Annotated in this window: 20 protein-coding genes; 12 read left to right on the plus strand and 8 right to left on the minus strand. The window is 72.8% G+C overall.

Features of this window, described 5'->3' with window-relative positions; translation table 11 throughout:
• Positions 1 to 108 precede the first annotated feature (108 nt).
• From V1258_RS09245 to V1258_RS09260, 4 genes are read left to right on the plus strand one after another with little or no spacing between them, the layout of a single operon-like run.
• Positions 109 to 957, plus strand: a complete 849-nt coding sequence (locus tag V1258_RS09245) for a DUF3100 domain-containing protein (RefSeq protein ID WP_329749368.1) — start codon at positions 109 to 111, stop codon at positions 955 to 957.
• Positions 957 to 1,487 carry a hypothetical protein gene (locus tag V1258_RS09250; RefSeq protein ID WP_329749369.1) on the plus strand — a complete coding sequence of 177 codons (531 nt, stop codon included), beginning with the start codon at positions 957 to 959 and terminating at the stop codon, positions 1,485 to 1,487. Before V1258_RS09245 ends, V1258_RS09250 begins: the two co-directional genes overlap by 1 nt.
• Positions 1,487 to 2,365 (plus strand): NAD(P)-dependent oxidoreductase, encoded by an 879-nt coding sequence (locus V1258_RS09255; protein WP_329749370.1) that lies wholly within the window; start codon positions 1,487 to 1,489, stop codon positions 2,363 to 2,365. The genes V1258_RS09250 and V1258_RS09255 overlap by 1 nt, the downstream gene beginning before the upstream one ends.
• Positions 2,362 to 3,873: an aldehyde dehydrogenase family protein gene (locus V1258_RS09260; RefSeq protein ID WP_329749371.1), complete on the plus strand. Its 1,512-nt coding sequence runs from the start codon at positions 2,362 to 2,364 to the stop codon at positions 3,871 to 3,873. Before V1258_RS09255 ends, V1258_RS09260 begins: the two co-directional genes overlap by 4 nt.
• Before the next feature lie 80 nt (positions 3,874 to 3,953).
• Here V1258_RS09260 and V1258_RS09265 read toward each other — a convergent pair whose 3' ends face one another.
• Positions 3,954 to 5,216: an MFS transporter gene (locus V1258_RS09265; RefSeq protein WP_329749454.1), complete on the minus strand. Its 1,263-nt coding sequence runs from the start codon at positions 5,214 to 5,216 to the stop codon at positions 3,954 to 3,956.
• Positions 5,217 to 5,461: 245 nt separating this feature from the next.
• Here V1258_RS09265 and V1258_RS09270 point away from each other — a divergent pair, with 245 nt between their 5' ends.
• Complete coding sequence (locus tag V1258_RS09270; protein WP_329749372.1) at positions 5,462 to 6,199, plus strand: GntR family transcriptional regulator; 738 nt, start codon at positions 5,462 to 5,464, stop codon at positions 6,197 to 6,199.
• Positions 6,200 to 6,589: 390 nt separating this feature from the next.
• Here the strand turns inward: V1258_RS09270 and V1258_RS09275 are convergent, their stop codons facing one another.
• The 6 genes from V1258_RS09275 to V1258_RS09300 all read right to left on the minus strand — a co-directional run bounded on the left by V1258_RS09275 (position 6,590) and on the right by V1258_RS09300 (position 13,308).
• Positions 6,590 to 7,459, minus strand: coding sequence for a hypothetical protein (locus V1258_RS09275; protein WP_329749373.1), 870 nt, complete (start codon positions 7,457 to 7,459; stop codon positions 6,590 to 6,592).
• Positions 7,460 to 7,610: 151 nt separating this feature from the next.
• Positions 7,611 to 8,384 (minus strand): triose-phosphate isomerase, encoded by a 774-nt coding sequence (locus V1258_RS09280; protein ID WP_329749374.1) that lies wholly within the window; start codon positions 8,382 to 8,384, stop codon positions 7,611 to 7,613.
• A 435-nt stretch (positions 8,385 to 8,819) separates the two neighbouring features.
• Complete coding sequence (locus V1258_RS09285; RefSeq protein WP_329749375.1) at positions 8,820 to 9,290, minus strand: ribose-5-phosphate isomerase; 471 nt, start codon at positions 9,288 to 9,290, stop codon at positions 8,820 to 8,822.
• 180 nt (positions 9,291 to 9,470) lie between these two features.
• The gene (locus tag V1258_RS09290; protein ID WP_329749376.1) at positions 9,471 to 11,189 is read right to left on the minus strand and encodes a dihydroxyacetone kinase family protein; all 1,719 of its coding nucleotides are present in this window, start codon (positions 11,187 to 11,189) and stop codon (positions 9,471 to 9,473) included.
• A gap of 266 nt (positions 11,190 to 11,455) precedes the next feature.
• Positions 11,456 to 12,358 carry a phosphogluconate dehydrogenase C-terminal domain-containing protein gene (locus V1258_RS09295; RefSeq protein ID WP_329749377.1) on the minus strand — a complete coding sequence of 301 codons (903 nt, stop codon included), beginning with the start codon at positions 12,356 to 12,358 and terminating at the stop codon, positions 11,456 to 11,458.
• 104 nt (positions 12,359 to 12,462) lie between these two features.
• A complete protein-coding gene (locus V1258_RS09300) occupies positions 12,463 to 13,308 on the minus strand; it encodes a sugar phosphate isomerase/epimerase family protein (RefSeq protein ID WP_329749378.1) in 846 nt (281 codons plus the stop codon).
• Positions 13,309 to 14,246: 938 nt separating this feature from the next.
• Between V1258_RS09300 and V1258_RS09305 the strand changes: the two genes are divergently transcribed.
• The 5 genes from V1258_RS09305 to V1258_RS09325 are packed head-to-tail and all read left to right on the plus strand — an operon-like array spanning position 14,247 to position 21,241.
• On the plus strand, positions 14,247 to 15,788 hold the full coding sequence (locus V1258_RS09305) for an ABC transporter substrate-binding protein (protein ID WP_329749379.1): 1,542 nt from the start codon (positions 14,247 to 14,249) through the stop codon (positions 15,786 to 15,788).
• 34 nt (positions 15,789 to 15,822) lie between these two features.
• The gene (locus V1258_RS09310) at positions 15,823 to 16,764 is read left to right on the plus strand and encodes an ABC transporter permease (protein ID WP_329745860.1); all 942 of its coding nucleotides are present in this window, start codon (positions 15,823 to 15,825) and stop codon (positions 16,762 to 16,764) included.
• Complete coding sequence (locus tag V1258_RS09315; protein ID WP_329749380.1) at positions 16,761 to 18,572, plus strand: dipeptide/oligopeptide/nickel ABC transporter permease/ATP-binding protein; 1,812 nt, start codon at positions 16,761 to 16,763, stop codon at positions 18,570 to 18,572. The genes V1258_RS09310 and V1258_RS09315 overlap by 4 nt, the downstream gene beginning before the upstream one ends.
• Positions 18,569 to 19,456, plus strand: a complete 888-nt coding sequence (locus V1258_RS09320; protein ID WP_329749381.1) for an ATP-binding cassette domain-containing protein — start codon at positions 18,569 to 18,571, stop codon at positions 19,454 to 19,456. The genes V1258_RS09315 and V1258_RS09320 overlap by 4 nt, the downstream gene beginning before the upstream one ends.
• A 30-nt stretch (positions 19,457 to 19,486) precedes the next feature.
• Positions 19,487 to 21,241, plus strand: a complete 1,755-nt coding sequence (locus tag V1258_RS09325; protein WP_329749382.1) for a DUF5605 domain-containing protein — start codon at positions 19,487 to 19,489, stop codon at positions 21,239 to 21,241.
• Positions 21,242 to 21,275: 34 nt separating this feature from the next.
• On the opposite strand, the gene V1258_RS09330 is transcribed toward V1258_RS09325, so the two are convergent.
• Positions 21,276 to 22,298 (minus strand): LacI family DNA-binding transcriptional regulator, encoded by a 1,023-nt coding sequence (locus tag V1258_RS09330; RefSeq protein WP_329749383.1) that lies wholly within the window; start codon positions 22,296 to 22,298, stop codon positions 21,276 to 21,278.
• A gap of 248 nt (positions 22,299 to 22,546) precedes the next feature.
• Between V1258_RS09330 and V1258_RS09335 the strand changes: the two genes are divergently transcribed.
• Complete coding sequence (locus V1258_RS09335; protein WP_329749384.1) at positions 22,547 to 24,403, plus strand: glycoside hydrolase family 3 protein; 1,857 nt, start codon at positions 22,547 to 22,549, stop codon at positions 24,401 to 24,403.
• Between the two features lie 21 nt (positions 24,404 to 24,424).
• Positions 24,425 to 25,984, plus strand: coding sequence for a carboxylesterase/lipase family protein (locus tag V1258_RS09340; RefSeq protein WP_329749385.1), 1,560 nt, complete (start codon positions 24,425 to 24,427; stop codon positions 25,982 to 25,984).
• The last annotated feature ends 306 nt before the right edge of the window (positions 25,985 to 26,290 follow it).

Genomic DNA, 26,290 nt, shown 5'->3' on the forward strand with positions numbered 1-26,290 from the left:
CCCGGTGCGCCGCGGACCTCCTACGCTCCAAGGATCCCTCCCCACCCGCCGACCCGCGCCCCCTCGACGACGAGGAGCGCCCGTCGGCCCCGTCCCCGAGGAGTCCTCATGGAGACAGTCCGCGAACTGGCCCGGCTCTGGCCCCTGCACCTGGCGGTCCTGGTCATCGGCGTCGTCAGCCAGCTGATCGGGATCCTGCGCATCCCCATCGGCATCGGCACGATCCTGCTGCTGCCCATGCTCTTCGCCTTCGCGTTGGCGCTGCTGCTCAACCCCAACATCGTCCCTGCGGTCTCGCGGATCATGCCGGTCCGTCGGGCTGCGGCGGCCAGCCCCCTGATCGTCGTCGCGATCATGCCGTTCATCGCCCGGTTCGGCGCCGACATCGGCCCCGGCATCGAGCTCGTCATCCGCTCCGGCCCCGCCCTCCTCCTGCAGGAGATCGGCAACCTCGGCACGATCGTGCTCGCCTTCCCGGTGGCCGTGTGGGTCCTGCGCATGGGCCGCGAATCCATCGGCGCCGTGCACTCCATCGCTCGCGAGCCGAACATCGCGATCATCGCCGACCGCTACGGCCTGCGCAGCGCGGAGGGCACCGGCGTGCTCGGCGTCTACGTGATGGGCACCCTCTTCGGCACCTTCATCTTCGCGATCATCGCCTCGCTGCTCGACGGCCTCGGCGTGTTCAGCCTCGAGGCGCTCGCCATGGCCTGCGGCGTCGGGTCCGGCTCGATGATGGCCGCTTGCTCCGGCGCACTCGCGGCCGCGAACCCCGCGGACACCGAGTCGATCACCGCGCTCGCGGGCTCCTCGAACCTGCTCACCTACGCGACCGGCATGTACGTGAGCTTGTTCGTCGCCCTCCCGCTCGTGGAGTGGATGTACCGCCGCTCCCGCCCCGACGACCCGCTCAACCACGCCCGCCCCACCGCCCGCACCCAGGGAGAGGCCGCCTGATGACCACCGCCGACGCCACCCCCGACCGCCCCGCCGACGACCTCGCCGATCTCGACTACGCCGAGGTCGACGAGCGGAAGATGGACCTCGGGCGCACCCTGCGCGACCTCGCGCTGATCTCCCTCATCTCGGTGCCCATCCAAGCCATCGCGACCGATCTGGGTCTCCTCGACATCGTCATCGGCCTCGCCGTCCTGTACGGCATGTGCGTCGTCGGCCTGCTGCTGACGCGCTATGTCCCGCTGCGACTGCCCTCGGTCGCCTGGATCTCCTTGGTCGCCGTGGTACTCACCCTCCCGATGCTGCCCTGGGCGGGAGCGGTCTTCCCGCTCGTCGAGGGCATCGACTTCCTCGCCCTGGCGGTGCCTCCGCTCGCCTACGCCGGCTTCGCGATCTCCAAGCTGGAGATCGACGTCCTCAAGCGCTCGGGATGGAAGATCCTCGCGATCGCGATCCTCGTCTTCCTCGGCACCTACATCGGCTCCGCCCTGATCGCCGAGCTGACCCTCCGACTGACGGGAGCCGTGTGATGGCCGCGCCCGCACCCAGCCCGGACCGCACCAGCCCGCAGGATCTCGCGCCCCGGGCGGTCTTCGGCCTCGGGCACATGGGCGGCGGCATGGCCGCGAGCCTCCTCCGCGCCGGCCATCCCGTGCTCGGCGTGGATCCCGGCCCCGTCCCCACCCCCGGGGGCGTCCGGCGCGTGACGGCGGCCGAGGCGATCGCGGAGGCGGAGGTCCTGGTCCTCTCCCTGCCGGGCACCGCCCAGGTCGACGAGCTCCTGCCGGACCTGCTCGCCGCCCCCGGCCCGCGACTCGTGATCGACGCGAGCACCTGCCCGCCGGGCGACTCCCGGCGGAGGGCGGAGGTGCTCGCCGAGGCAGGTCACCTGCTGGTCGACGCCCCCGTGAGCGGGGGCCCGGCGGGGGCCGCCACCGGCTCGCTCACCGTCTTCCTCGGCTGCCCCGAGGAGCGCCTCGCGGAGGTGCTCGCCGCGCTCGAGCCGCTCGCCGCCCAGGTCCACCACATCGGCACGACTGGCGCCGGCAGTACCGCGAAGCTGCTCAACAACCTCCTGTGCGGCATCCACCTCGCCGCGGCGCGCGCCCTCCACGGAGCCGCTGAGGCCTCCGAGGTCGACCTGGATCGCCTGCTCGCCGCGCTGAACACCGCGTCGGGCCGCTCCGCCGTCACCGAGGTGAACCTGCCCCGCTGGGTGCTCAGCGACAGCTACGACTCCGGGTTCCCCGTCGGCCTCATGACCCGTGACGTGGGCCTCGCCGCGGATCTCACCGCGGACCTCGGCGTCTCCTCGCCCCTGGTCGAGGCGGCCCGCTCCATGTGGGAAGAGCTCCTCCGCACCACCGGCCCCCGCGACGATTTCAACAGGATGGTGACCGCACGATGACCGCTCCGACCCGGACCCCCGCCGCCCCCGAGCTGAGCCTCTGGACCGAGCTCCTGGGCACCGCCGCGGTGGGCAGCTACGTCGACGGCGAGATCCTCCCCGGCGCGGGGGAGGAGGTCACCCTCGTCGACCCGTCGAGCGGCACCGACCTCGTCGCCTACGCCGACGGCGGCCGCGAGGCGGTCGACGCGGCCGTCGCGGCCGCCCGACGGGCCCAGCGCGAGTGGTGGTCGCTCACCGCCTCCGCCCGCGGCCGCGTGCTCTGGGCGATCGGGGCCGAGGTCCGCGCGCACCTCGAGCCGCTCGCCCGCCTCGAGTCCCGCACCGCGGGAAAGCTCCTGAAGGACGCGACGGCCGAGGTCACCAAGGTCGCGGAGATGTTCGAGTACTACGCCGGCTGGGCCGACAAGCAGCACGGCGAGGTCATCCCCGTCCCCACGAGCCACCTCACCTACACGCTGCGCGAGCCGTACGGCGTGGTCGCGCAGATGACTCCGTGGAACGCCCCGATCTTCACTGCGGGCTGGCAGCTAGCCCCCGCGCTCGCCGCCGGCAACGGCGTGGTGCTCAAGCCGTCCGAGCTGAGCCCGCTCACCTCGCTGCTCCTCGCGCGGCTGGCCGAGCGCGCGGGCACCCCCCGCGGCCTCGTCAACGTGCTCGCAGGCCTCGGCCCGACCGCCGGCAACCGGCTCGTCACCCATCCCGAGGTGGCGAAGGTGGTGTTCGTCGGCTCGCCGGCGACGGGACGGAGGATCGCCGCCGACGCCGCTGCGCAGTTCACGCCCTCCGTGCTCGAGCTCGGCGGGAAGAGCGCCAACATCGTCTTCGCCGACGCGGACCTCGACCGCGCCGTCGCCGGGGCAGCGGCCGCCGTCTTCTCCGGGGCGGGGCAGAGCTGCGTCGCCGGCTCGCGGCTGCTCGTCCACCGTTCCGTCCACGACCAGGTGGTGGAGAAGCTCGCCGCGCTCGCCACCTCCCTCCGTCAGGGGGACGCGACGGACCCGGCGACGCAGGTGGGCCCGATCCAGAACCGCGCCCAGCTCGAGAGGATCGCGGCGCTCGTGGGCGAGGCCGCTCCAGCGGCCAACGTGCTCGCCGGAGGAGCAGTGCTCGACCGCCCGGGCTTCTTCTTCCCGCCGACGCTGCTCGCCGGGGTCTCCAACACGGACCCCATCGCCCAGCAGGAAGTCTTCGGACCGGTCGTCGCCGCGATCCCCTTCGAGGACGAGGACGAGGCGATCGCTCTCGCGAACGCCACCGACTTCGGCCTCGCGGGCGCTGTCTGGACCTCCGCCGTGGATCGCGCGCACCGGGTCGCGCGGGCCTTGCGCGCCGGCACCGTGTGGGTCAACAGCTACAAGACCATCAACGTCATGGCGCCCTTCGGCGGCTTCGGCCACTCGGGCTCGGGACGCTCCAGCGGGCACGACGGCCTTCTCGAGTACTCGACGCCGAAGGCGGTGTGGGTCGAGACGGACCCGTCGGCCCCGCTCACGTTCGGGTACTGAGCCTCACCCTCCCGGGGGGCCGCCCGGGCCCTGCTCACCGACCGGCGCGGGCCCGGCCGGCCCTCCGTCGGCCGCGCCGATCACTCGCCGACCGGCGCGCCCCCGTCGGCCGCCCGCCGTCGGCCCCGTGCCGCGAGCGCGACCAGCGCCGCGATGACCACCGCGCCCACCACGAGCGTCACCCCGCCCACGAGCACCGTGCCGGTCACCCCGATGAACGAGCCGAGCACGGCGAGAGTGATCCCGTTGCCGGTGCGCAGGCCCGTGGTGAGCATGCTGTACACGCCGATCACGCGACCGCGCTGCTCGACGGGCGCCCGCAGCTGCACGACCGCCTGGCCGATGGTCATCGAGGCGAGGTTCGCGACGCCGCCGATCACGAGCGCGAGGATCGTCAGGGCATAGCTCGGCGACACGGCGACCACCATCGTCGTCACCCCGAACAGGAAGGTCGCGACCACCGCCGCCCGCGTGCTGGGCTTGATCACCCCGGTCGCCTCGAGCAGGAAGCCGCCCAGCACGCCGCCCGCGCCGTTGGCGAAGAGCAGCAGGCCGTAGGCGGCGCCCGCCTCCCCGGCCCCGAGCGCGTCGGCCAGCGACGGCATCGCGACCTGCAGCGAGGATCCGACGCCGACGGCGATCAGCCCGCCGAGCGCGATCATCGAGACCAGCACCCGGTCGCCGGCGACGGTGCGCAGCACGCCCAGGGAGCGGATCGGGCCCAGCCGCTCGCGGCGCACGAACCCGTCCCGGCTGTGCCCCGTGAACGGGGTGCGCAGCATGAGCAGCGTCATCGGCACGTAGAACAGCACGTTCGCCAGGATCCCGACACCGGGGCCGAGGGCGAGCAGCAGCGCCGAGCCGACCACCGGCCCCGCGAGCACGCCGAGGCTCTTGAACGTCGCGTTGAGCCGCACCGCGCCGGGGAGGTCCTTCGGCTCGGCGAAGTCGTGGAGCATCAGCTGCTCGGCCGGACCCCACAGCGCGCCCGCGCAGCCGTGCAGCACCAGCAGCACGCACGCCTGCCACATCTGCAGGCTGTCGGTGAGGAACAGGACGCCCCAGGCGATCGACACGAACGCGAACAGGCCCTGGGCGATCTGGATGATGCGCCGGCAGTCGTACCGCTCGGCGAGCTCCCCGAACCACACCGAGCACAGCAGGAACGGCAGCCAGTGGCTGATCACCTGGAAGCCGACGAGGGCGGGGGAGTGGAAGGCCTGCCACAGGAACCAGTAGGTGATGACGTGCTCGATGTTGTCGGCCATCATCGACAGGCCCGCGGTGAACAGGTACGGCCGCGAATGGCGGTCGCGGAGAGCGCCGAAGCGACGCGGGGCGATGGTGGACGTGACGGGCTCCTCGGGTCTCGGGTCGGCCGGGGCGTGGCGCGACCAGTTAAGGAGCCTAGGCCTCGCGCGGGGCGCCCGGCACGGGGTGGTCCGAGGGGTGGTCGGCAGGGGCGGCCGACGGGTGGGCGGCGGGGTGTGAGCCGTCCCCGAACGCACCCCTGGCGGGCAGCGAGCCGCTTATCCTATGGGAAGCCCGATCCGGGCCGAGCGACCCCCAGCACCTGAAGGAACCCACCATGGCCATTCGACGACAGGTGCTGCGCGACGAGGTCGAGGAGCTGATCCTCCAGCGCCTCCTCGAGAACCGCTGGGCGCCCGGCTCCCGCCTCAGCATCGACGGACTCGCCCGTGACCTCGAGGTCTCCCCGACGCCCGTGCGCGAGGCGATGGTCTCCCTCGAGCGCTCGGGCCTCGTGGAGTACGTGGCGCTGCGCGGCTACGTCGTCGCGCCGATGCTCGACGACGGCCAGATGGTCGAGCTCCTCGATGCGCGCCGAACCGTCGAGTCGGCCGCGCTCGGGAAGTCCTTCGAGGAGTGGGAGCCGCTGCTCGCCGACCTCGAAGCCGCCCATACTCACCATGCCGAGGTGCTCGCCCGCATCGAGAGCGACGGCCAGATCGACTACGACCTGATCAACGAGCACTTCCAGGCCGACTGGGCCTTCCACCAGGTGTTCTTCAACCACGCCCGCAATCGCTACCTGCTCACGATGGTCGAGAACCTCCGCACCCACACCCACCGGATGCGGCAGACCTGGTCCGGCGGTTCCGTGAGCTTCGACGGCCGTGAGGCGCACGAGGAGCACAGCAGGATCCTGCAGATGGTGCGGCAGCACAACCACGACGGCGCCCTGCGCGCCCTTGCCGAGCACCTCGACCTCGTGCTCGGCCGCTCGCTGCAGGGGCCGACGGGGGACGGCGAGGGCGCCGAGGCGGAGAAGCGCGAGCCGGAGGCAGCTGCGGCCGAGGCCTGAGCGCGGGCCAGGATCGGCGGGTAGCTCGACAGTGTCGGCTGGCGAGCCGGATCGAGGGTGGTTCTGGCTCGTGAGGCGACAGTGTCGACCTGTTCCGGGGTGCGGGGCCGGGCGGGACGTCGGTCGAGGGGAGATCGCCCCGGGTCAGCTCGGTCCAGCCCAGCCCAGCCCCGCCCGGCTCAGCCGCCCCGGCCGGGAAGTCGGTCCAGCCCAGCCCGGTTCCGCTCGGCACAGCTCGAGTCGGGCCCGCTCGAGCGCGGGCTGATCACGAACGTCGTCGTCGACCGCAGCAGCGCCCAGGAGCTGCTCGCGGACTGACGCGGCGACGTCGGGCGCGCACGGCGCCCGACCGGCAGGAACGCCGGGGGGAGGTCCCGTCGGCCGGCGCCGTCAGCCCTCGCGGCCCGCGTCCGGATCCAGCAGCGGATCCGCGGAGCGGGAGGCCAGTCGCTGGTCGAGGAACGCCGAGTGGACGTCGAGGCTGCGGGTCACGTGGGCGATCAGATCGTCCTCGACGCGGTCGAGCGCGGCGTCGAGGGAGGCGAGCTGCGACTCGACGCTGCGCAGGTTCGCCTGGGCCCGGGCGGCGGCCTCCTCCCGTCCGGTGGCCAGGAAGCCCGCGGTGTTCTCGAGGGCCTCGACGAGGTCGGGGATGTAGCGCTCGGCCATGCCCTCGAGCAGCATCACGTCGTCGTCGGACGGCCGCCGGGATTGCATCGACTCGGTCGCGAGCAGGGCGCCGATCCGCTGCAGCAGCAGGTCCGCGCGGTCGGTGAGCTCGCGGACCGCCGGGTGCCGCACCTGGCGCCGCACCCTCGTGATCCGGCGCTGCTGCGTGCGGGAGGTGCGCAGGATGGCCTCGAGCGCGGTGCGCGTGCCCGTCGGCATCGAACCCGATGCGGCGACCTGCAGGGTCCGGTGGGGCCGACGGTTGCGCAGCAGGAATCCCGTGCCGCCGCCGAACGCTCCCGCGATGCCGAGTCCCGCGAGGGCGGGGCCGACGAGGCCCGCGCCGCCGATCAGCGCGGCGACGCCGAGCACCATGAACGCGCTGAGTCCGAGGGTGCCGCCGACGACCACGGGGACGCCGACGGTGAGCCAGCGCCCGCGCCGACGGGGTCGCGCGACGGCGCGCGAGCGCGGGGAGTGGATGGTGCCCTCGAGCGGGCCGCCGAGAGGCGGGGTGGGTCGGCCGAACGGGGGCGAGGGGGCACCCTGGCGCCAGGGTGCGCCGCGCGGAGCGCCGCGTCGATCGGCCATGGTCCGCCTCCTCCCGGGCTCGCGAGATCTGCGGCCAGGATATCGCCGGAGCCTCGGGACGGCCTAGGCGGAAGGTCGGCCGGTGGATGGCCGAGGGTCGGGGGCGGATCGCGGGGTGGGACGCCCCTTGCGGCGCTCCCTCGGCCCCGGCTCAGCCTGCGACGTGGGCGGCGGCGATCCGCAGCAGTTCGAGGTAGCCCTCCAGCTTCCATGCCGTGCGGCCGACGAACAGGCCGTTCACGTGCTCGATCCCGAGGAGGTCGGCCGCGTTGTCGAGGTTCACCGAGCCGCCGTAGAGCAGCCCCGCGACGCGACCCGTGTACTCGGCGCCGAGCGCGGCGAAGGGCTCGATGAGCTCCTCGATCGTGGCCGGCCGGCCCTTCTCGCCGATCGCCCAGATCGGCTCGTAGGCGATGACCACGCGCGAGAGCTCGTCTGCCGAGAGGCCCTCGAGCGCCCCGGCGGCCTGGTCGAGGATGAAGGCGCTCGACCCGCCGGCCTCTTTCACCTCGGCGCTCTCGCCGATGCACAGCAGCGGGGTCAGGCCGTGACGGAGTGCCGCGGCGACCTTCAGCCGCGTCGTCTCGACGGTCTCGCCGAAGTGCTCCCGACGCTCCGAGTGCCCGATCTCGACGAGCTGCGCACCGGCATCCTTCGCCTGCGGGACGGACACCTCGCCGGTCCAGGCCCCCGCGTCCTCCCAGTGGGCGTTCTGCACGCCGAGCAGCACGGGCGAGTCCTCGCCGAGGATGCCCCGCACCGTGGTCGTCGCCGTGAAGGACGGGATGATGAACGGCTGGATGCCCGCGGGGGCGCGGCCGTCGTGCGCGGACTCGAGGTGACCCCGCAGGCCGGTGGCCCACTCGCGGCCCTCGGCGAGGGTCTTGGTCATCTTCCAGCTGGTGCCGATCCAGATGGTGTTCATGGGTCTCCTTGGTTAGCGAGGTCGGGCGGGGCGGGGCGTCTGGGGCGGGGCCTGGCGGGGCGCGGCGCGGGACGGGGCTGCTTGGAGCGCAGTCTGCCTTCCCCTCGGGCGCCCAACGGCGAGATCCCCCGCCGACGGGAGGATGTCGCCGGCGCGGCCCGGCCCGGCGCGGCGCGGTGCTCCCCTCCACCCTGCCGCCGCGGGTCGACAGTGTCGACTGGCGAGCCAGATTGGGGGTGGTTCTGGCTCGTGAGGCGACAGTGTCGACCTGTGCCAGGGGCGCGGGACCGGGGGAGAAAGAGCTGGCCGTGGGGCGCGGAGCGGCCGTGTCCATCAAAGGGACGTGAGCGGACACCGGCCTGCTATATGCAGGGCAGCTGCCGCTCACGTCCCTTGTGTGGACAGCCCGGCCGGCCGGGCCGGCTCGAGCCCGGGTCAGGCCTGGCCGAGGCTGCCGTCGTAGGCGCAGATGGCGTCGACCTTCTCGGCGGAGCTGCTGGTGGGGTCGAACTCGAGGTCGAGCCAGACCTTGACGAGTTCTTTGGCGAGTTCGAGGCCGATGACCCGCTCGCCCATGCACAGGACCTGCGCGTTGTTGGAGAGCACGGAGCGCTGCACGGAGTAGAGGTCGTGAGCGGTGACGGCGCGGATCCCGGAGACCTTGTTCGCGGCGATCGCCACGCCGAGTCCGGTGCCGCAGATCAGCAGGGCCCGGTTGGCCTCTCCGGCGGCGACCTTCTTCGCGGCAGCGACGGCGACGTTGGGGTAGAGCTCCTGGTCCTCGCGGGAGAGCACGCCGACGTCGATGACCTTCTCGACGCGGGGGTCGGCTTCGAGGAGTTCCTTGAGGGCGGTCTTGTGGCCGTGGCCGGCGTTGTCGGATCCGGTGACGATGGTGAGAGCCATGAGGGTCTCCTTCGAGAGAGGTGGACGAGAGGGTGAGGTGGAAGGCGGAGGGCGAGAGGCGGAGAGCGGCGACGGTCGGTGACCACGACGGACGAGGGCCCGGCGCGGCCTCGACCGGTGACGGTGGCCTGTTTCTCAACCACTATCGGCCCGAAAGCGGTTGAGAAACAGGCCACCGCCTCACGACAGGTGCTGACCGAGCTCTTTCATCAGGATCGAGAAGGAGATGGCGCCGGGGTCGGGGGTGCCCACGGACTTCTCGCCCAGCACACGGGCGCGGCCGAGGGAGGCGGTGATCTCGGCGGTGGCGTCGGCGGCGCGACAGGCCACCTCGGCGGCGGCGAGGATCGCCTCGGCCGCGTTCTCGCCGGTGAAGGCAGAGTCCAGCTCCTCGCGGAACGGGGCGGCGGCGTCGACCATGGTCTTGTCGCCCACCTTCGCACCGCCGAGCCGCTGGATCGCGTCGATGCCGGCGTCGAGCGCCCGGACCGTCGTGCTGTCATCGGCGCCCGCGTCGTCGGCGAAGACCCCGCCGGCCGCGATCAGCGCCGCGCCCCACAGCGCGCCCGAGGTGCCGCCGGCCGACTCCGACCAGGCCTCCCCGGCACGCACCAAGAGCGTGCGCGCCCCGGCGCCGCCCTCGAGGGCCTCGCGCGCCGCGGCGGCAGCGCCCGTCGAGCCGAAGGCCATGCCCTGGCCGTGGTCGCCGTCGCCGGCGATCGCGTCGATCCGGCCCAGCTCGGCCTCCTCCCGCGCGCACACCGCCTCGAACAGGTCGAGCACGCTGGTGATCCGCGTGGCGACCTCGCGGGACTCGGCGCTCGCGGCGGGGATCTCGTCGGCCCCGGCCTCCCAGAAGGAGGTGCGTCGCGGACGATCCGCCGCGGCGGTCATCGACCCGCGGTGGAAGGCGGGGGTGTCGGCGGGGGCGAGCCAGAGCCGCTCGAGCTCCTCGTCGAGGAAGACCAGGGTGAGCGAGAGCCCCGACATGTCGAGGCTGGTCACGAGCTCGCCGACCTCGGGCCGGACGGGGGTGATGCCCGCAGCCTCGAGCAGCTCGGCGACCTTCGCGTAGACGACGAAGAGCTCCTCGTACTTCACGGTGCCGAGCCCGTTGACGAGCACCGCGGCGCGCCCCTGGTAGCCGCCCTCGACGCGCTCCGGCTGCTCGGCGAGGAGGCCCTCGACCAGCAGGGTCGCGATCTCGTCGGCGGTACCGATCGGCTCGTCGCGCACGCCGGGCTCACCGTGGATGCCGAGGCCGACGCCCATCTGGCCGTCCGGGACGTGGAAGAGGGCCTCGCCCGCGCCGGGGAGGGTCGGGCCGTCGAAGGCGACGCCGAAGGAGCGGGTCGCGTCGTTGGCCTTCCAGGCGATCCGCTCGGCCTCGTCGAGGTCGGCGCCGGCCTCGATCGCGGCGCCGGCGATCTTGAAGACGGGCAGGTCACCGGCGATGCCGCGGCGGTCGCGGTGGTTCTCGGGGGTGTTGGAGATGATGTCGTCGCTGACCTTGATGATCCGCACGTCCACGCCCTCGGCGCGCAGCTTCTCGGCCGCGGCGCCGAAGTGGAGCACGTCGCCGGCGTAGTTGCCGAAGCCGAGGATCACGCCGCCGCCGTTCTCGGCGTTGCGAGCGACGGAGTAGACCTGTGAGGCCGACGGCGAGGCGAACACGTTGCCGCACGGGGCGCCGTGACCCATGCCGGGGCCGACCCAGCCGGCGAAGGCGGGGTAGTGGCCGGAGCCGCCGCCGATCACGAGGGCGGGCTGGCCGGCGGGGGTCTCGGTCGCGCGGACCACGCCGCCGTGCACGACGGCCACATGGTCGGGATGGGCGGCGGCGAGGCCGCGGACGGCGTCGGCGGCGAAACGGGCGGGGTCGTTGAAGAGGTACGTCATCGGGTCTTCCTCCACGGGCGCCGACGGGGGACGGCGATGTCGGGTGCCGAGCTCGGCAGCGGGATCAGCTCCCCGAATCCTATAGGAATCGGGGGCGGTGGGGTAGGGAGGGTCGCGACGGGCGGTGGTGCGGGGGCGGCCGACGGGGGCGACGCGGCCGACGGCCGCGCCGACGCAGGGGAACAGGGCCGGATTCTCAGCCACTTCGGGCGCGGAAGTGGCTGAGAATCTGGCCCGGACCGCCTTCGCCCTGCGCCTCGCCCGGCTCAGCGCTCGATAGCGGGGATGTCGAGCATCTGGGCGAGGACTCGATCGAGCTCGGCGTCGTCCCAGACCTTGGTCCAGTCGGGCTGGATGATCGACTCGCGCCCGTAGTCCATGGCGCGCAGGCACGCCTCGGAGAACGGGTTCGAGCCGCGCAGGGCATTGGTCAGCGAGATGAAGATGTGCCCGTAGAACAGCGCCTTCACGGCCTTCTCGGGAATGCCGACCTCGTAGATCGCGTGGTCCATCGAGTCCTTGAGGAACTGGCCGATCATGCAGCCGGTGGTCTCCACGAGGGTGGGCTCGAGCTGGGCGAGCTGCTTGACGGTCACCCAGTGCACGTCGATGACGGGGGCGTAGATGGCGCGGATGACCTGCGCGACCTTCTCCCGGATCGCCTCGTCGCCGCCCTCGTAGGCGGCCACGACCTCCTGCGGCGCGGCGATGCCGCCGAAGGTGTCGGCCCACTCCTCGGGGGTGGTGCGCTCGAGGAAGACCGACGGGTGTGCGGGGTGCGCGCACGCCTGGTGGACGCCCTCGCGCTCGGTGAGCAGGCCGGCGTAGGCGGCGGCCGGGTCGAGGGTGAGCAGCACGGAGCCGTCCTTCATCAGCGGCACGACCTGCGCGGAGATCTTGCCGAGGACGACGTCGGGCACCGCGAGGATCACGACGTCGGCCGCGGCGGCGGCGTCCTCGAGCTCGGTGACCTCGCGGCCCAGCGCGGCGAGGCGCTCCCGGCCGGCCTCGGAGGCCTCGACGTACGAGACCGGGGCGTCGGTGAGGTTCAGGTTGTTGGACACGCGGGTGCCCATCTTCCCGGCGGCACCGACCACGGCGACGCTGATCGACGGGTCCAGCTCGACGGTCTTGCCGAACAGGGGGTTGAGCTCCTTGCTGCTGCTCATGGGGTTCTCCTTCGCGGGGGATGGGGCGGTGAGGGGTGGTCGGGGAGGGGGTGGGCGGCCGACGGGCGGGGTCGGCCCGGCAGGTCAGGCGGCCGACGGGCGATTCAGCGGGCCGACGGGCGGTGGGTCGCGCGCCAGTCGCGCAGCGCCGCGAGGGTGCGGTCGGTCCAGGCGCGCTCGAGGGCGAGGGTCGCGGGGAGGTCGCCCTGCCAGGGCAGCCAGTGCTCGACGATCGCGCTGGGGGCCGAGCTCGCACCGGAAACTGCGCCCCCGTCGGCGCCGTAGACGCTGCTCAGCTCGTGGTCGAGGTCGAGCAGGCCGTCGCCGAGCGGTGCGCCGGAGTACGTGAAGCCCACCCAGCCCTCCTGGCGGGCGAAGGCGAAATCCTTCACGTGGAGGTTCGCCGTGCGCGTGGCGCAGGCCTCGACGACCTGGCGCGGGTGTTCGAGGGCGGAGACGCAGTTCGCGGGGTCCAGGCACACTCCGATCCGCGGGGAGCCGACGAGATCGATGACCTCGAGAAGCGTCGCCGTGGGGATCTGCTCGTAGGTCTCGAGGGCGAGGGTCACGCTGGCCGCCTCGAGGGCGGGGACGCTCGCCGCCAGCTCCTCGGCGACGGCCGGGACGCCGGCGGCGATCTCCTGGCTCTGGATCATCGAGCGGAGGGTGCGGGCGCCCAGCAGCTCGGCGCGGCGGATGAAGCGGGCCAGGTGCTCGCGGCCGACGGTGCGGGTGCCCAGCTCCAGCTCGACGCCGAGCAGCTCGGCCCGGTCGCGCAGCGCTCGCAGCGCCTCGTCGTCGAGTTCCTCGAGGCGGGGGTCGTCGCAGATCTGGAAGACCTCGCAGTCCAGCTCGGCGGCGCGGTCGATCATCCCCGCGATGCTCAGGGGGGAGGGGTTGCGGGCCTCGAACTCCCAGAACAGGGCGTAGGTGCCGATGCCGATCTTCATGCGCAGGTCACTCCGATGCGGTTCCGTGTCAGCGGGCCACGTCGGCCGCTCGGGAGCACTCTGACACAGCTCGTCGCAAGTGGTCAACCGGTTGGCCACCCTGGGCGGAGGGGTGGATCGCGCCGCAGTCTCCGATGGCCGATCCGCCCGCCGCCGCGGCAGGGGGCCCGGCGCCCGCCACTGCCGGCGAGTCGACCGTCGGTCGCCGCCGGCGGGCCGAGTCCCGCGCTCCCGGTAGGCCGAGCTCCGCGCCCGCGACGGCGAGTGCTGCATCTGGACCGCTATAGCGCCCCAGTGGCGGTCCAAACGCAACACTCGGCGCGGGGGAGGGGACCGGTGGCGGCTCAGATGCAGCAGTCGGTGCGTGTGGGTGGACTGGTGGCGGTCCGGATGCAGCAGTCGACGCGGGGGCGGCCACCCCGCCCGACGACGCATCCCGACCGCCGCCCCGAGGACGCATCCCGACCGCCGCCCCGAGGTCGCATTCCGACCGCTACCCCGACGCGCCGACCTCGCGACGTTGACAGGTCAACCGGTTGCTGGTTAGTGTCCCGCCATCCGCCTCGGAGCCCCGGTTCCGTGGCGGAGGCCGACACCACCACCCCGCCGTCACTGCTGAGGCGGGAACCGTGGACGACGCTCGCGAGGCCCGCCCACAAGGCGCCGTCTCCGGTCGTCGCCCGCACGGGAGGAGGAGCGATGTGATGCCGACGAGGGCATCCGTCCCCGATCCCCGACCCGAGATCGACCACGATGCGGACCCATTACTTACACGTGACAGGAATGCGTGTCATCATCCGTGCTGTCGGTCACTTACACGAGTCACACCTGCATCACCACCGACAACTCACCCTCTCGGGCGCGACGGCGATGACCAGCCGTCCCCGCCCCCAGCACGAGCGCCGCAACGAGGCGCGCCTCCGTGAAAGGACTCTCCGATGCTCCGTCGAGACATGCTGAAGCTGACCGGTACCACCGTCGCCATCGGGGCCATGAGCCTCGGCGTCGTCGCCTGCGGCGGCTCGAGCGGCGGGAGCGGCGGCTCCGGCGGCTCCGGGTCGACCACCCTCCGCATGGGCCTCATGGTCGCCCCGACCACCTTCGATCCGGTCGGCGCCGAGTGGGGCAACCGCCTCCCCTACTACCAGGCCCCCTACGACACCCTCCTGCTCGCCGCGAGCTCCGGCGAGATCGAGCCCTATCTCGCCACCGAGTGGAGCTACGACGAGTCGGAGACCGAGCTGACCCTCACGCTCCGTGACGACGTCACCTTCGCCGACGACTCCCCGCTCACCGCGGACGCCGTCGTGACCAGCATGACCCGCTTCAAGGACGGCTCCGGCCCCGACGCGAACTACCTCGCCAGCGTCGACACCGTCACCGCGGCCGACGACCACACCGTCGTCATCACCCTCACCCAACCCGATCCGGCCCTGCTGAACTACCTCACCCGCACCGCCGGCCTCGTGCTGAACCCCGCCGCGGCCGAGAACGAGGACCTCGCCACCAACCCCGCCGGCAGCGGCCCGTACGTCCTCGACACCTCGGCGACGATCACCAACAACATCTACGTCTTCACCAAGCGCGAGGGCTACTGGAACCCCGACGTCCAGCACTACGACCGCCTCGAGATGCGCTTCATCGAAGACACCACCGCGATGGTCAACGCGCTCCAGGCCAAGGAGCTGGACTACGCCAAGCTCGCGAACGCCGAGACCTTCGCGCAGGCCGAGTCCTCCGGCGCCGTGCTCCACTCCAACGAGCTCGACTTCCAGGGCCTGCTGCTCCTGGACCGCGCCGGCACGATGGTCGAGGCCCTCGGCGACGTCCGGGTGCGCCAGGCGATCGCGCACGCCATGGATCGCGAGGCGCTGCTCGAGGCCGTCGCCCTCGGCTTCGGCACCGTCACCGGCCAGGTCTTCCCGACCGGCTCCGAGGCGTACGACGAGGCGCTCGACGAGCGCTACCCCTACGACGTCGAGAAGGCCAAGGCCCTCCTGGCCGAGGCCGGCTACGCGGACGGCTTCGCGGTCGAGATGCCCACCGCCGCGTCCTTCCAGACCGCTGCGAACCTCATAGCCCAGTACCTCAGCGACATCGGCATCACCGCCAACTACGTGCAGCCCGGCAACAACTTCATCGCCGACATGCTCGCCCCGAAGTTCGGCATGACCTTCATGGCCCTCGAGCAGAACCCCGACTGGCAGCTCGCGAACTTCATGATCTCGCCGACGGCGACCTTCAACCCCTTCGGCTACCAGGACCCGGAGGTCGACGCCCTGCTCGAGGAGTACCTCACCGGGGACGAGACCACCCGCGGCGCGACCATGAAGGCGCTGAACACCTACATCGTCGAGCAGGCCTGGTTCGTGCCGTTCTACCGCGCCCAGGGAAGCGTCGCGACCAACGACGGCACCACCGTCACGGCGATGCTGCCGAGCAACACCCTGCCCAACATCTACGACGTGACCCCGGCCTGAGCGGCCGGCGGGAGACCTCCCGAGGGGTGCATCCATGCTCCGTTTCATCGGCCGGCGCCTGATCTCCGGCCTCATTCTCACCTTCGCGATCACCACGATCGCCTACCTGCTGCTCTACATGGGCGGCGGCAACATCGCGCGGCGCATCCTGGGCCAGAACGCCACCCAGGAGCAGGTCGACCAGCGGGCGGCCGAGCTCGGGCTCGACCAGCCCCTGGTCGTCCAGTACGGCGGCTGGCTGGGCCGGGCGATCACCGGCGACCTGGGCCGATCCTGGTTCTCCGGGCAGCTGGTCACGGAGGCGCTCACCACGCGCCTCGCCGTGACCCTCACCCTGGTGATCGCGGCGACCGTGATCTCCGGCGTCGTCGCCGTGCTGCTCGGCGTGTGGGCCGCGCGGGCCGGCGGCTGGGTGGACCGCATCATCCAGTTCGTCTCGGTGCTGGCCATGGCCGTCCCCGGCTTCCTCATCGCCGTCGGCCTCGTGCTGGTGCTCGCGATCCAGCTGGGCTGGTTCAAGGCGACGGGATACACCCGGCTCGGCGACGACCCGGTCGAGTGGCTGCGCTCGGTGACCCTGCCGATCGTGGCGCTGTCCATCGGCGGCAGTGCCGCGGTCACCCAGCAGGTCCGCGGCTCGATGCTCGACGCCCTGCAGAAGGACTTCGTGCGGACCCTCCGCTCGCGGGGCCTCGACGGGCGCAGCGTCTTGCTGAAGCACGCGCTGCGCAACTCCGTCGGCCCCGCCCTCGCGGTGCTGAACGTCCAGTTCGTGGGCATGCTCGGCGGCGCGGTCGTCGTCGAGCAGGTCTTCCAGATGCCCGGTCTCGGGCAGCTCTCCGTCGGCGCGACCAACCAGGGCGACATCCCCCTCGTGATGGGCCTGGTCCTGGTCACCGCCGTGATCGTCATCGTGGTCAACCTGCTGATCGACATCGTGCAGGGACTGCTCAACCCGAAGGTGAGGCTCGCATGAGCACCGCACCCGTCGCGGGGGCCCCGGTCTCCGCCGCCCCGGCCTCCGCCGCCACGGTCCGGCCCAGCGGCCTCCTCCGCCGCGTGCTGAAGAACCCCGTCGGCCTCGTCTCCTTCGCGGTGCTCGTGGTCGTCGCGCTGCTCGCGCTGCTCGGCGGGGTCCTCGCCCCGCACGACGCGAACCAGGCCGACGCCCGAGCGATCCTCGCCGAGCCCAGCGCGGAGCACCTGCTGGGGACCGACGGCTCGGGGCACGACATCCTCTCGCGCCTCCTGGTCGCCACCCAGATCTCCCTCGGCGCGGCACTCGTCGCGGCGATCGTCGCGCTCGTGATCGGCGTGACCGCGGGTCTGCTGGCGGGCTACTACAAGGGCTGGCTGGACAGCGTCTTCAGCTGGGTCACCGCGCTGACCATGGCGCTGCCCGGGATGATCGTGCTGCTCGCCGCGCGGGCCGTGGTCGGCCCCTCGGTGTGGTGGTCGATGGTCATCTTCGGCGTGCTGATGTCCCCGGGCTTCTTCCGCCTGGTCTACGCCTCGGTGAGCGCGGTCCGCGAGGAGCTGTACGTGGACGCGGCCCGAGTCGCCGGCCTGACCGACGCCCGGATCATCTCCCGTCACATCCTCGGCGTGGTCCGCGCCCCGATCATCATCCAGTCCGCGATGGTGCTCGGCATCGCGATCGCCATCCAGTCCGGCCTCGAGTTCCTCGGCATCGGCGACCCCGGCACCCCCACCTGGGGCTCGATGCTCAAGAACGGCTTCGACGTCATGTACCGAAACCCCGTCACGATGGCCTGGCCGGCCCTCGCGATCGGCGTGACCACCGTGGCGCTGACCCTGTTCGGCAACGCGCTGCGCGACGAGCTGGAGCGCTCCGCCGCCCGCACCACCCGTCGGCGGTCCGCGGCGTCGGCCGTCCGAGAGCAGCATCCCGCGACGATCCGGCGCGAGGACGACGAGCGGGCCGCGGCCCGCAGCGGCTCCGCGCTGCTGGAGATCGAGGATCTCCGCATCGGCTACGACCTGCCCGACGGCTCCGTCAAGGAGGTGGTGCGCGGGATCGACCTGACCGTGCGGCGCGGCGAGGTCCACGGCCTGATCGGCGAGTCCGGCTCGGGCAAGACCCAGACCTCCTTCTCCGTGCTCGGGCTGCTGCCCGCGGGCGGCCGGCTGATCGGCGGGTCGATCCGCTACGACGGCCAGGAGATCGCGACGGCCGACGCCTCGCGGCAGAGCACGGTGCGCGGCACGAAGATCGCGTACATCCCGCAGGAGCCGATGAGCAACCTCGACCCGATGTTCACGATCGGCAGCCAGCTCGTCGAGCCGCTCGTCAAGGTCGTCGGCCTCTCGAAGACCGACGCCCGGGCGAAGGCCCTCGAGCTGCTCGGGACCGTCGGCATCCCCGATCCGCAGCGCACCTCCGACGCCTACCCGCACCAGGTCTCCGGCGGCATGGTGCAGCGCGTGCTCATCGCGGGCGCCATCTCGATGGGACCCGACCTGCTCATCGCCGACGAGCCGACGACCGCGCTCGACGTGACCATCCAGGCCGAGGTGCTCGACCTGATCCGCGACCTGCAGGAGCAGATGGAGATGGCGGTGCTGCTGGTCACGCACAACTTCGGCGTCGTCGCCGACCTCTGCGACCGGGTCTCGGTGATGCAGAACGGCCTGCTCGTCGAGGCCGGGCCGGTCCGCACCATCTTCCGCGACCCTCAGCATCCCTACACCCGCTCCCTGCTCGATGCCATGCTCGACGAGGACACGGTGCGCCCGCCCCTGACCGAGAGGACCGCGCGATGACCGCCGAGAACCGCCAGGCCGCCCCGCTGCTGGAGGTCACGGACCTCGACGTGATCTATCCGGGCGGCCGCGGCCGCAGCCCCTTCCACGCCCTCCGCACGGTCTCGCTCGACGTGCGCCCCGGCGAGACGGTGGGCCTGGTCGGCGAGTCCGGCTCCGGCAAGACCACCCTGGGCCGGGCCGTGCTGGGCCTCGCCCCGGTCAGCGGCGGCTCGATCCGCTTCGACGGGCAGGACATCTCCCGTCTCGACCGTCGCGGCCGGCGCGCCCTCGCGAAGGACATCCAGGTGGTCTTCCAGGACCCCTACTCCTCGCTGAACCCCTCGATGACCATCGGCGACATCCTCACCGAGCCGCTCACGGCCAACGGGGTCGCGGCCGGAGACGCCGCCTCCCGCGTGGGCGGCCTGCTCGAGCGGGTGCACCTGCCGGCAGACGCCGCCGCCCGCCTGCCCCGCGAGTTCTCGGGCGGGCAGCGGCAGCGCATCGCGATCGCGCGAGCGCTCGCGCTCAGCCCCCGGCTGATCGTCGCCGACGAGGCGGTCTCCGCCCTGGACCTCTCGACCCAGGCCAAGGTGCTCGAGCTGTTCATCGAGATCCAGGAGGCGACCGGCGTCGCCTACCTGTTCATCACCCACGACCTCGCCGTGGTGCGTCACGTGAGCCATCGCGTGGCGGTGCTGTACCACGGCGAGATCGTCGAGCAGGGCGAGACCGCCGCGGTGACCGGCGATCCCGAGCATCCCTACACGCAGCGCCTGTTCATGGCCGCTCCGGTCCCCGATCCGGACCGGCAGGAGCAGCGGCGCGCCGAGCGCCGGCGCCTGCTCGCGATCCAGGCCGAGCAGGACGCCCAGGCGGGCGCCGGTCTCGGCGTCCTCTGACCCGACCATCCGCCGTCCCGGAAGGACGCCATGACCGGCTACACCCCTGACTCCCGCCTCGGTGACGTGCTCGAGAACCCGGCCGCCCGCTCGGTGCTCTCGAACGCCCTGCCGGGCCTCGTGAACTCGCCGATGCTCGGCCAGCTGCGCAACATGTCGCTGCGTATGCTCGCCGACCACGAGACCGCGTTGCGCGACGACCCGGAGCGCTCGGCCGCCTTCTGGGCGAGCCTCGCGGCGATCGAGGACACGACCCCGCCGCGCGCGGAGGCGCCGGCGATCGCACCGGATCCCGACTACGAGGGCGAGGAGGTCCCCCGGGGGAGCGCGGAGCTCACGGTCCCGACGGACGCCCGCGTGCACGGCCCGGTCGAGATCGCGCTGCGCGGCCCGTCCCACGGGAACCCCTTCGTGGACGTCGAGCTGGAGGCGCGGGTTGAGGGCCCCACCTCCAGCCTGCGGGTGGGCGGCTTCTACGACGGCGACGGACGCTACCTGCTGCGCTTCCTCCCCGAGGAGCCCGGCACCTGGCGCCTCGTCACCTCCTCGACTGCCCGCTCCCTCGACGGGATCAAGGGCTCCCTCGAGGTCTCGGCCGAGCCGGCCGGGCCGGGCGCGGTGCGGGTCGCGGACCGCTTCCACTTCGCGCACGCCGACGGGACGCGGCATGTGCCGCTCGGCACGACGGCCTACGCGTGGACGCACCAGGGGCAGGAGGTCCAGGAGCGGACCCTCGCCGCCCTGGCGTCGAGCCCCTTCACCAAGATCCGGATGTGCGTCTTCCCGAAGGCGTACCTCTACAACACCGAGGACCCCGAGCGCTTCCCCTTCCCCCGCGCGGAGGACGGCGAGGGCTTCGACCTGACCCGCTTCGACCTCGAGTACTTCCGGCACCTGGAGTCCCGGATCCGCGACCTGGACGCGCTGGGCATCCAGGCGGATCTCATCCTGTTCCATCCCTACGACCGCTGGGGCTTCGCCGAGCTGGGCCGCGCCGCCGACGACCGCTACGTGCGCTACCTCGTGCGGCGCCTGGCCGCGCTGCCCAACGTGTGGTGGTCGATGGCCAACGAGTTCGACCTGATGTGGACCAAGGCGGAGGAGGACTGGGAGCGGCTGGCCGCGATCGTGGTCGCGGAGGATCCCTCCCGCCATCTGCTCTCGATCCACAACTGCCTGCGCTTCTACGACTACTCGCGGCCCTGGATCACCCACTCCAGCACCCAGCGGATCGACGTCTACCGCACCGCGGAGAACGTCACCGAGTGGCGCGAGCAGTGGGGCAAGCCGGTGGTCGTCGACGAGTGCGCCTACGAGGGCGACCTCGACCAGGGCTGGGGCAACATCACCGGAGAGGAGATGACCCGGCGCTTCTGGGAGGGGGCGGTGCGCGGCGGCTACGTCGGCCACGGCGAGACCTATTTCCGCGAAGACCATGAGATCTGGTGGTCCAAGGGGGGCGACCTGCACGGCACCAGCCCCGACCGCATCGCCTTCCTCGCCCGGATCCTCGCCGAGGCGCCCGGCGGGGTCCTCGAGCCGCTGCCCTCGGAGTGGGACACCCCGTGGGCGGGCGTCGCCGGCGAGCACCTCCTGCTCTACTTCGGCTTCAACCGGCCGCGCTTCCGCACCGTGCGGCTTCCGGAGGGGCGCCGCTACACGGTCGACGTCCTCGACACCTGGGGCATGACGATCGAGCGCCTGCCGGAGACCGTCGAGGGCAGCGCCACGATCCCGCTGCCCGCGCGCCAGTTCATGGCGCTGCGCTTCATCGCGGTGCCGTGAGCGGTCAGGCAGTGGGCGCTCAGTCGGTGCGCTCTCAGTCCATGCGGACAGGCGCCGCCGTCTCCCGCTCGACGAGGACGGCATGAGCCGGGCCCGGGAGGGGGACCGCGGGGTCCTCGCCCGGGCCCGCCTCGATGATCGCCTGCGCGGCGTCGAAGATGCCGCGGGAGTAGCTCGCGATGTCGAGGGAGACCGTGGTCAGCGGCGGATCGAGGTAGGCGGCCATCGGCTCGTCGTCGATCCCGATCACCGAGAGCTGGCCGGGGACGTCGATGCCCTCCGCCCGCGCGGCGCGCAGCAGCGCCCCGGCCCAGAAGTCGTTGTAGCAGGCGACCCCGTCGACCGGTTCGTCGCCCGAGCGCCACTCGCGCAGCACGGCGCGCAGCGGCTCGAGCTGCTCGGTGGTGACCATCATCGGATGCGCCGAGACGGGCGGCTCGGGCAGGCCCGCGGCGAGGGCCAGCTCCCGCACCGCCTCCTGCCGATCGCGGGCGAACACGGCGAGGTCGTCTTCGGCGGCGCCGAGATAGGCGATGCGCCGGCAGCCCGCTGCGAGGAGCCGCTCGACCTGCAGCCGGCACACGATCGTCAGCCCGTCGGCGTCCCGCAGCCGCGCCCAGCCGTCGACGTGCGGGATCCCGCTGCGCTCGAGGATCGCCGCGACCTCGCGGGAGAGCGGCATCGAGGTCTCGATCAGCTGCGGCTGCAGATGCGCGATCGTCGCCTCGAGCGCGGCCGCGTCCCCGGACTGGAACGTCACGACCGAGTAGCCGCTCTCCGCCGCGTAGCGGGTCAGCGCGTCGGTGAGCTCGCCGAGATTGCGGCCGAACGGCATCGCGGTGCTCACCTGCAGGATCACCGGCGGGAGCTTGCCGCGCAGGGCCCGGGCGCTCGCGTTGGGCACGTAGGAGAGAGCGCGCGCCGCCTGCTGCACGCGGCGGCGGGTGGACTCGGGGATCGACTGGTCGGCCCGGTTGTTGAGCACGTAGCTGACGGTCGCCCGGGAGACCCCGGCCCGCTTCGCCACGTCGGCGCTGGTCGCGCGCTTGCTCCTCATCCCGCTGGGCTCCTCCGCTGGACGGGCTCGCTGCGGCCCGGTCGTCGAGCCCCGGCGGCCGACGGACACCCGATCCTAGCGTCCACGGGCCGTCGACCGGGGCGCCCGCCCCGGGGCGTCCTCGCGCGCCGGGGTGACCGCCCCCGTCGGCCGCCCCGTCGACCCGCCCGCCGCGCCCGACGACGACCGACCCACTGATCACCCCACCCGCCGCATCCTCCCGCCCCGAGACCCAGGAGTCACCGACCATGACCGCTCGCCCCGTCCCCGCCACCGCCGTCGCCGCCGACGGCACGATCTTCCGCGACCTCGACCACGACGGCGTGATGGCGCCCTTCGAGGACCCCCGGCTCGGCGCGGCCGAGCGCGCCGCGGACCTCGCCGGCCGCCTCACCCTCGAGGAGAAGGCCGGGCTGCTCTTCCACGCGATCGTGGAGACCTCGCCCGACGGCACCCTCGCCGAGGGCGGTGGCCGCATCGCCGAGCGCGGCATCCGCGAGATGGTGCTGGAGCAGGGCATCGTGCATGTGAACGTCCATGCCCTCCCGCCGACCGCGCGGCTCGCGGCCCGCTGGGCGAACGCCGTCCAGGCCCTCGCGGCGGAGGGTCGCTTCTCGATCCCGGTCACGATCTCCACCGACCCGCGGCACTCCTTCGCCGAGAACGACGGCGCCGCCTTCTCCGCGGGCGCCATGTCCGCGTGGCCGGAGCCGCTGGGACTGTCGGCCCTCGACGACCCCGAGGAGGTGCGCCGCTTCGCGGACGTGGCCCGCCGCGAGTACCGCGCCGTCGGCCTCCACGCCGCCCTCCACCCGCAGATCGACCTCGCGACCGAGCCGCGCTGGGGCCGCCAGTTCCACACCTTCGGCCCGGACGCCGAGCGGGTCTCGCGGATGGCGGAGGCCTACCTCGACGGCTTCCAGATCGGTCCCGAGCTGGGGCCCGAATCGGTGGCCTGCATGGCCAAGCACTTCCCGGGCGGGGGTCCGCAGCTCGACGGCGAGGACCCCCATTTCCCCTATGGTCGCGAGCAGGTGTACCCGGGCGGGCAGTTCGAGCTCCACCTCGAGCCCTTCCGCGCCGCGATCGCCCGCGGGGTCTCCGCGCTCATGCCGTACTACGGGATGCCGGTCGGCCTGGTCCGGAACGGCGAGGCGATCGAGGAGGTCGGCTTCGGCTTCAACCGCCAGGTGCTCACCGGGATCCTCCGCGAGGAGCTCGGCTACGAGGGCGTCATCTGCACCGACTGGGGCCTGCTGACCGACACCGTCGCGATGGGCCTGCCGCTGCCGGCCCGTGCCTGGGGCGTCGAGCACCTCGACCTCCCCTCCCGCGCGCAGAAGGCGCTCGAGGCCGGGGTGGACCAGTTCGGCGGGGAGCAGTGCCCCGAGGTCATCGTGGAGCTGGTCCGGGCAGGGCGCGTCGCCGAGGAGCGGCTGGACGCCTCGGTGCGGCGGCTGCTCGAGGTGAAGTTCCGGCTGGGGCTGTTCGAGGACCCCTTCGTCGACGAGGACGCGGCCGAGCAGGTCGCCGGCGCCGCGGACTTCGTCGCCGCGGGCCGGGCGGCGCAGGCCGCCTCCACCACGGTGCTCGCCGATCCGCAAGGCCTTCTGCCGCTCGAGGGCACCGACCGACGGGTGTTCGTCGTCGGCCTCGACGCCGAGGAGGCCGCCCGCCTGGGCGAGGTGGTGGACCGGCCCGAGGACGCCGACCTGGTGATCGTGCGCCTCGAGGAGCCCTTCGAGCCGCGCGCGGACCTCTTCCTCGAGCCCTTCTTCCACCAGGGCAGCCTCGAGTACCGGCCCGGTCTCGTCTCCCGGCTGCGGATCCTCGCCGCCCACGCCCCGCTGATAATCGACGCGACCCTGCTGCGCCCGGCGATCCTCGCCCCCGTCGCCGAGGTCGCGACGACGCTGGTCGCGACGTACGGCTCGGGCTCCGCGGCCCTCATCGACGCCCTCACCGGAGCGGTCCCGCCGCGCGGCACACTGCCCTTCGAGATCCCCGCCTCGATGGACGCGGTGCGGGCAGGGCTCGCTGACGTGCCCGGCGGCACGGCCGACCCGCTGTTCCCCGTCCGCCACGGCCTCGGCGCCCGCGACTGACCCACCCGATCGGAGAGCACCATGTACACGCAGAGCATCGTCACCACGCATCTCGGGCCGGTCCGCGGCCAGATTCTCGACGGCGTCCACACCTTCCTCGGCCTCCGCTACGGGAAGGACACCGGCTCGCGCCGCTTCCTCCCTCCCGAGGAGCCGGAGCCGTGGGCCGATGTCGCGAACGCCTTCCAGTACGGCCCGATGGCGCCGCAGCACGATCCTCGTAACCCCGTCGACCGGTCCACGAACCCGATCAACCGCATGATCGGGCTGACGGACAACCTCCCGGAGTCCGAGGACTGCCTGGTGCTGAACGTGTGGACGCCTCGGCCGGGCGCGGATGCCGACGGCGCCCCCGTGATGATCTGGGTGCACAGCGGCGGCTTCGCGACGAACTCCGGCTCCGCCCCCTCCACCGATGGAGCCCGGCTCGCCCGAGAGCACGGTGTGGTCGTGGTGAGCTTCAACCATCGCCTCGGTCCGCTCGGCTTCCTCCAGGTCACGGATGATCCCGAGTCTCCCTACGCCACCTCCGGCAACGTGGGGATGCTCGACGTGGTCGCCGTGCTGCGCTGGGTGCGGCGGAACATCGCGGCCTTCGGCGGCGATCCGGGAAACGTGACCCTCTTCGGCCAGTCCGGCGGCGCCATGAAGATCTCGACCCTGCTCGCGATGCCCTCCGCCCACGGCCTCTTCCACCGGGCAATCCTGCAGTCCGGGGCGACCACCGCCGTCCGCTCCGCCGCCCTCGCCCGCGAGGTCGGCTCCGAGCTGTACGCCGCCTCAGGGATCGCCGACGGGGATGCCGCCGCGCTCGCCGCCCTGCCGCTCGAGGACCTGATGATCGCGGCCCAGGACCTGATGGCGCGGCGCGGGCTGGCTGCGGCGGCGCCGGTGGTCGACGGGCGCATCATCCCCGCCCCGCCGCACGAGCCCGGCTCCGTCACGGCCGACGTCCCGCTGATCATCGGCGACCTCGACACCGAGTGCGCCCTGTTCCTCGGCGGCGCCGCCGCCGCGCTCCGCCCCCGCACCGATGCGGAGATCCGCGCGAGGATTGCCGCGGTCGCGGGGGAGGAGGCGGCCGATGCCCTGGTCGCGGCAGCGCGCGCCGCCCACCCGTCGGCCGACGGCTACGAGCTCTCCGTCGCCCTGTTCTCCGCGCTGCTGTTCACTGGCCCCGCCGAGGAGCTGGCCGCCCGCCACACCGCGCAGGGCACCTCGCCGGTGCACCGCTACCGGATCGCCTGGCGCACTCCGGCGGGGGACGGGGCGCTGATGTCCCCGCACGAGATGGACGTGTCGCTGACCTTCGGGAACCTCGACGCAGCCGTCGGCCTCCACGCGGCGGCGCCCGAGGCGGCGGAGCTGTCCGCGACCCTGCGCTCCGCGTGGACCGCTTTCGCCCGCACCGGCAGCCCGCTCTCGGAGCGCACCCCGCTGTGGCCCGTCTACGGGGAGGAGAAGCCGGTGCTGGTTCTCGCCCCGGAGCCGACGCTTGCCGCCGACGTCGACGGGGAGCTGATCCGCGCGGCGCAGGCCGTCCGGCTCGAGGGCGTCAACTGGTTCGCGGTCTTCGGCTGAGGTGTCGGGCGGGGGCCGTTTCCTCGGGGGCATCTGCCCGAGTGCTGCATGTGGACCGCTATGAGGGCGTGGTGACGGTCCAGATGCAGCACTCGGTGCAGGGGCTGAGGGCGGGGCCGACCTATGGCCGCCGCCCGGGCTGAAAACCGGGGCGGGGGTCGTTTCCTCGGGGCATCCGCCCGAGTGCTGCATATGGACCGCTATGGGGGCGTGGTGGCGGTCCGGATGCAGCACTCGGTGCGGGGGAGGGCCGGGGCGGGGGTCGTTTCCTCGGGGGCATCTGCCCGAGTGCTGCATGTGGACCGC

The organism is Brachybacterium sp. J153, assembly GCF_036311905.1.
GTDB lineage: Bacteria > Actinomycetota > Actinomycetes > Actinomycetales > Dermabacteraceae > Brachybacterium.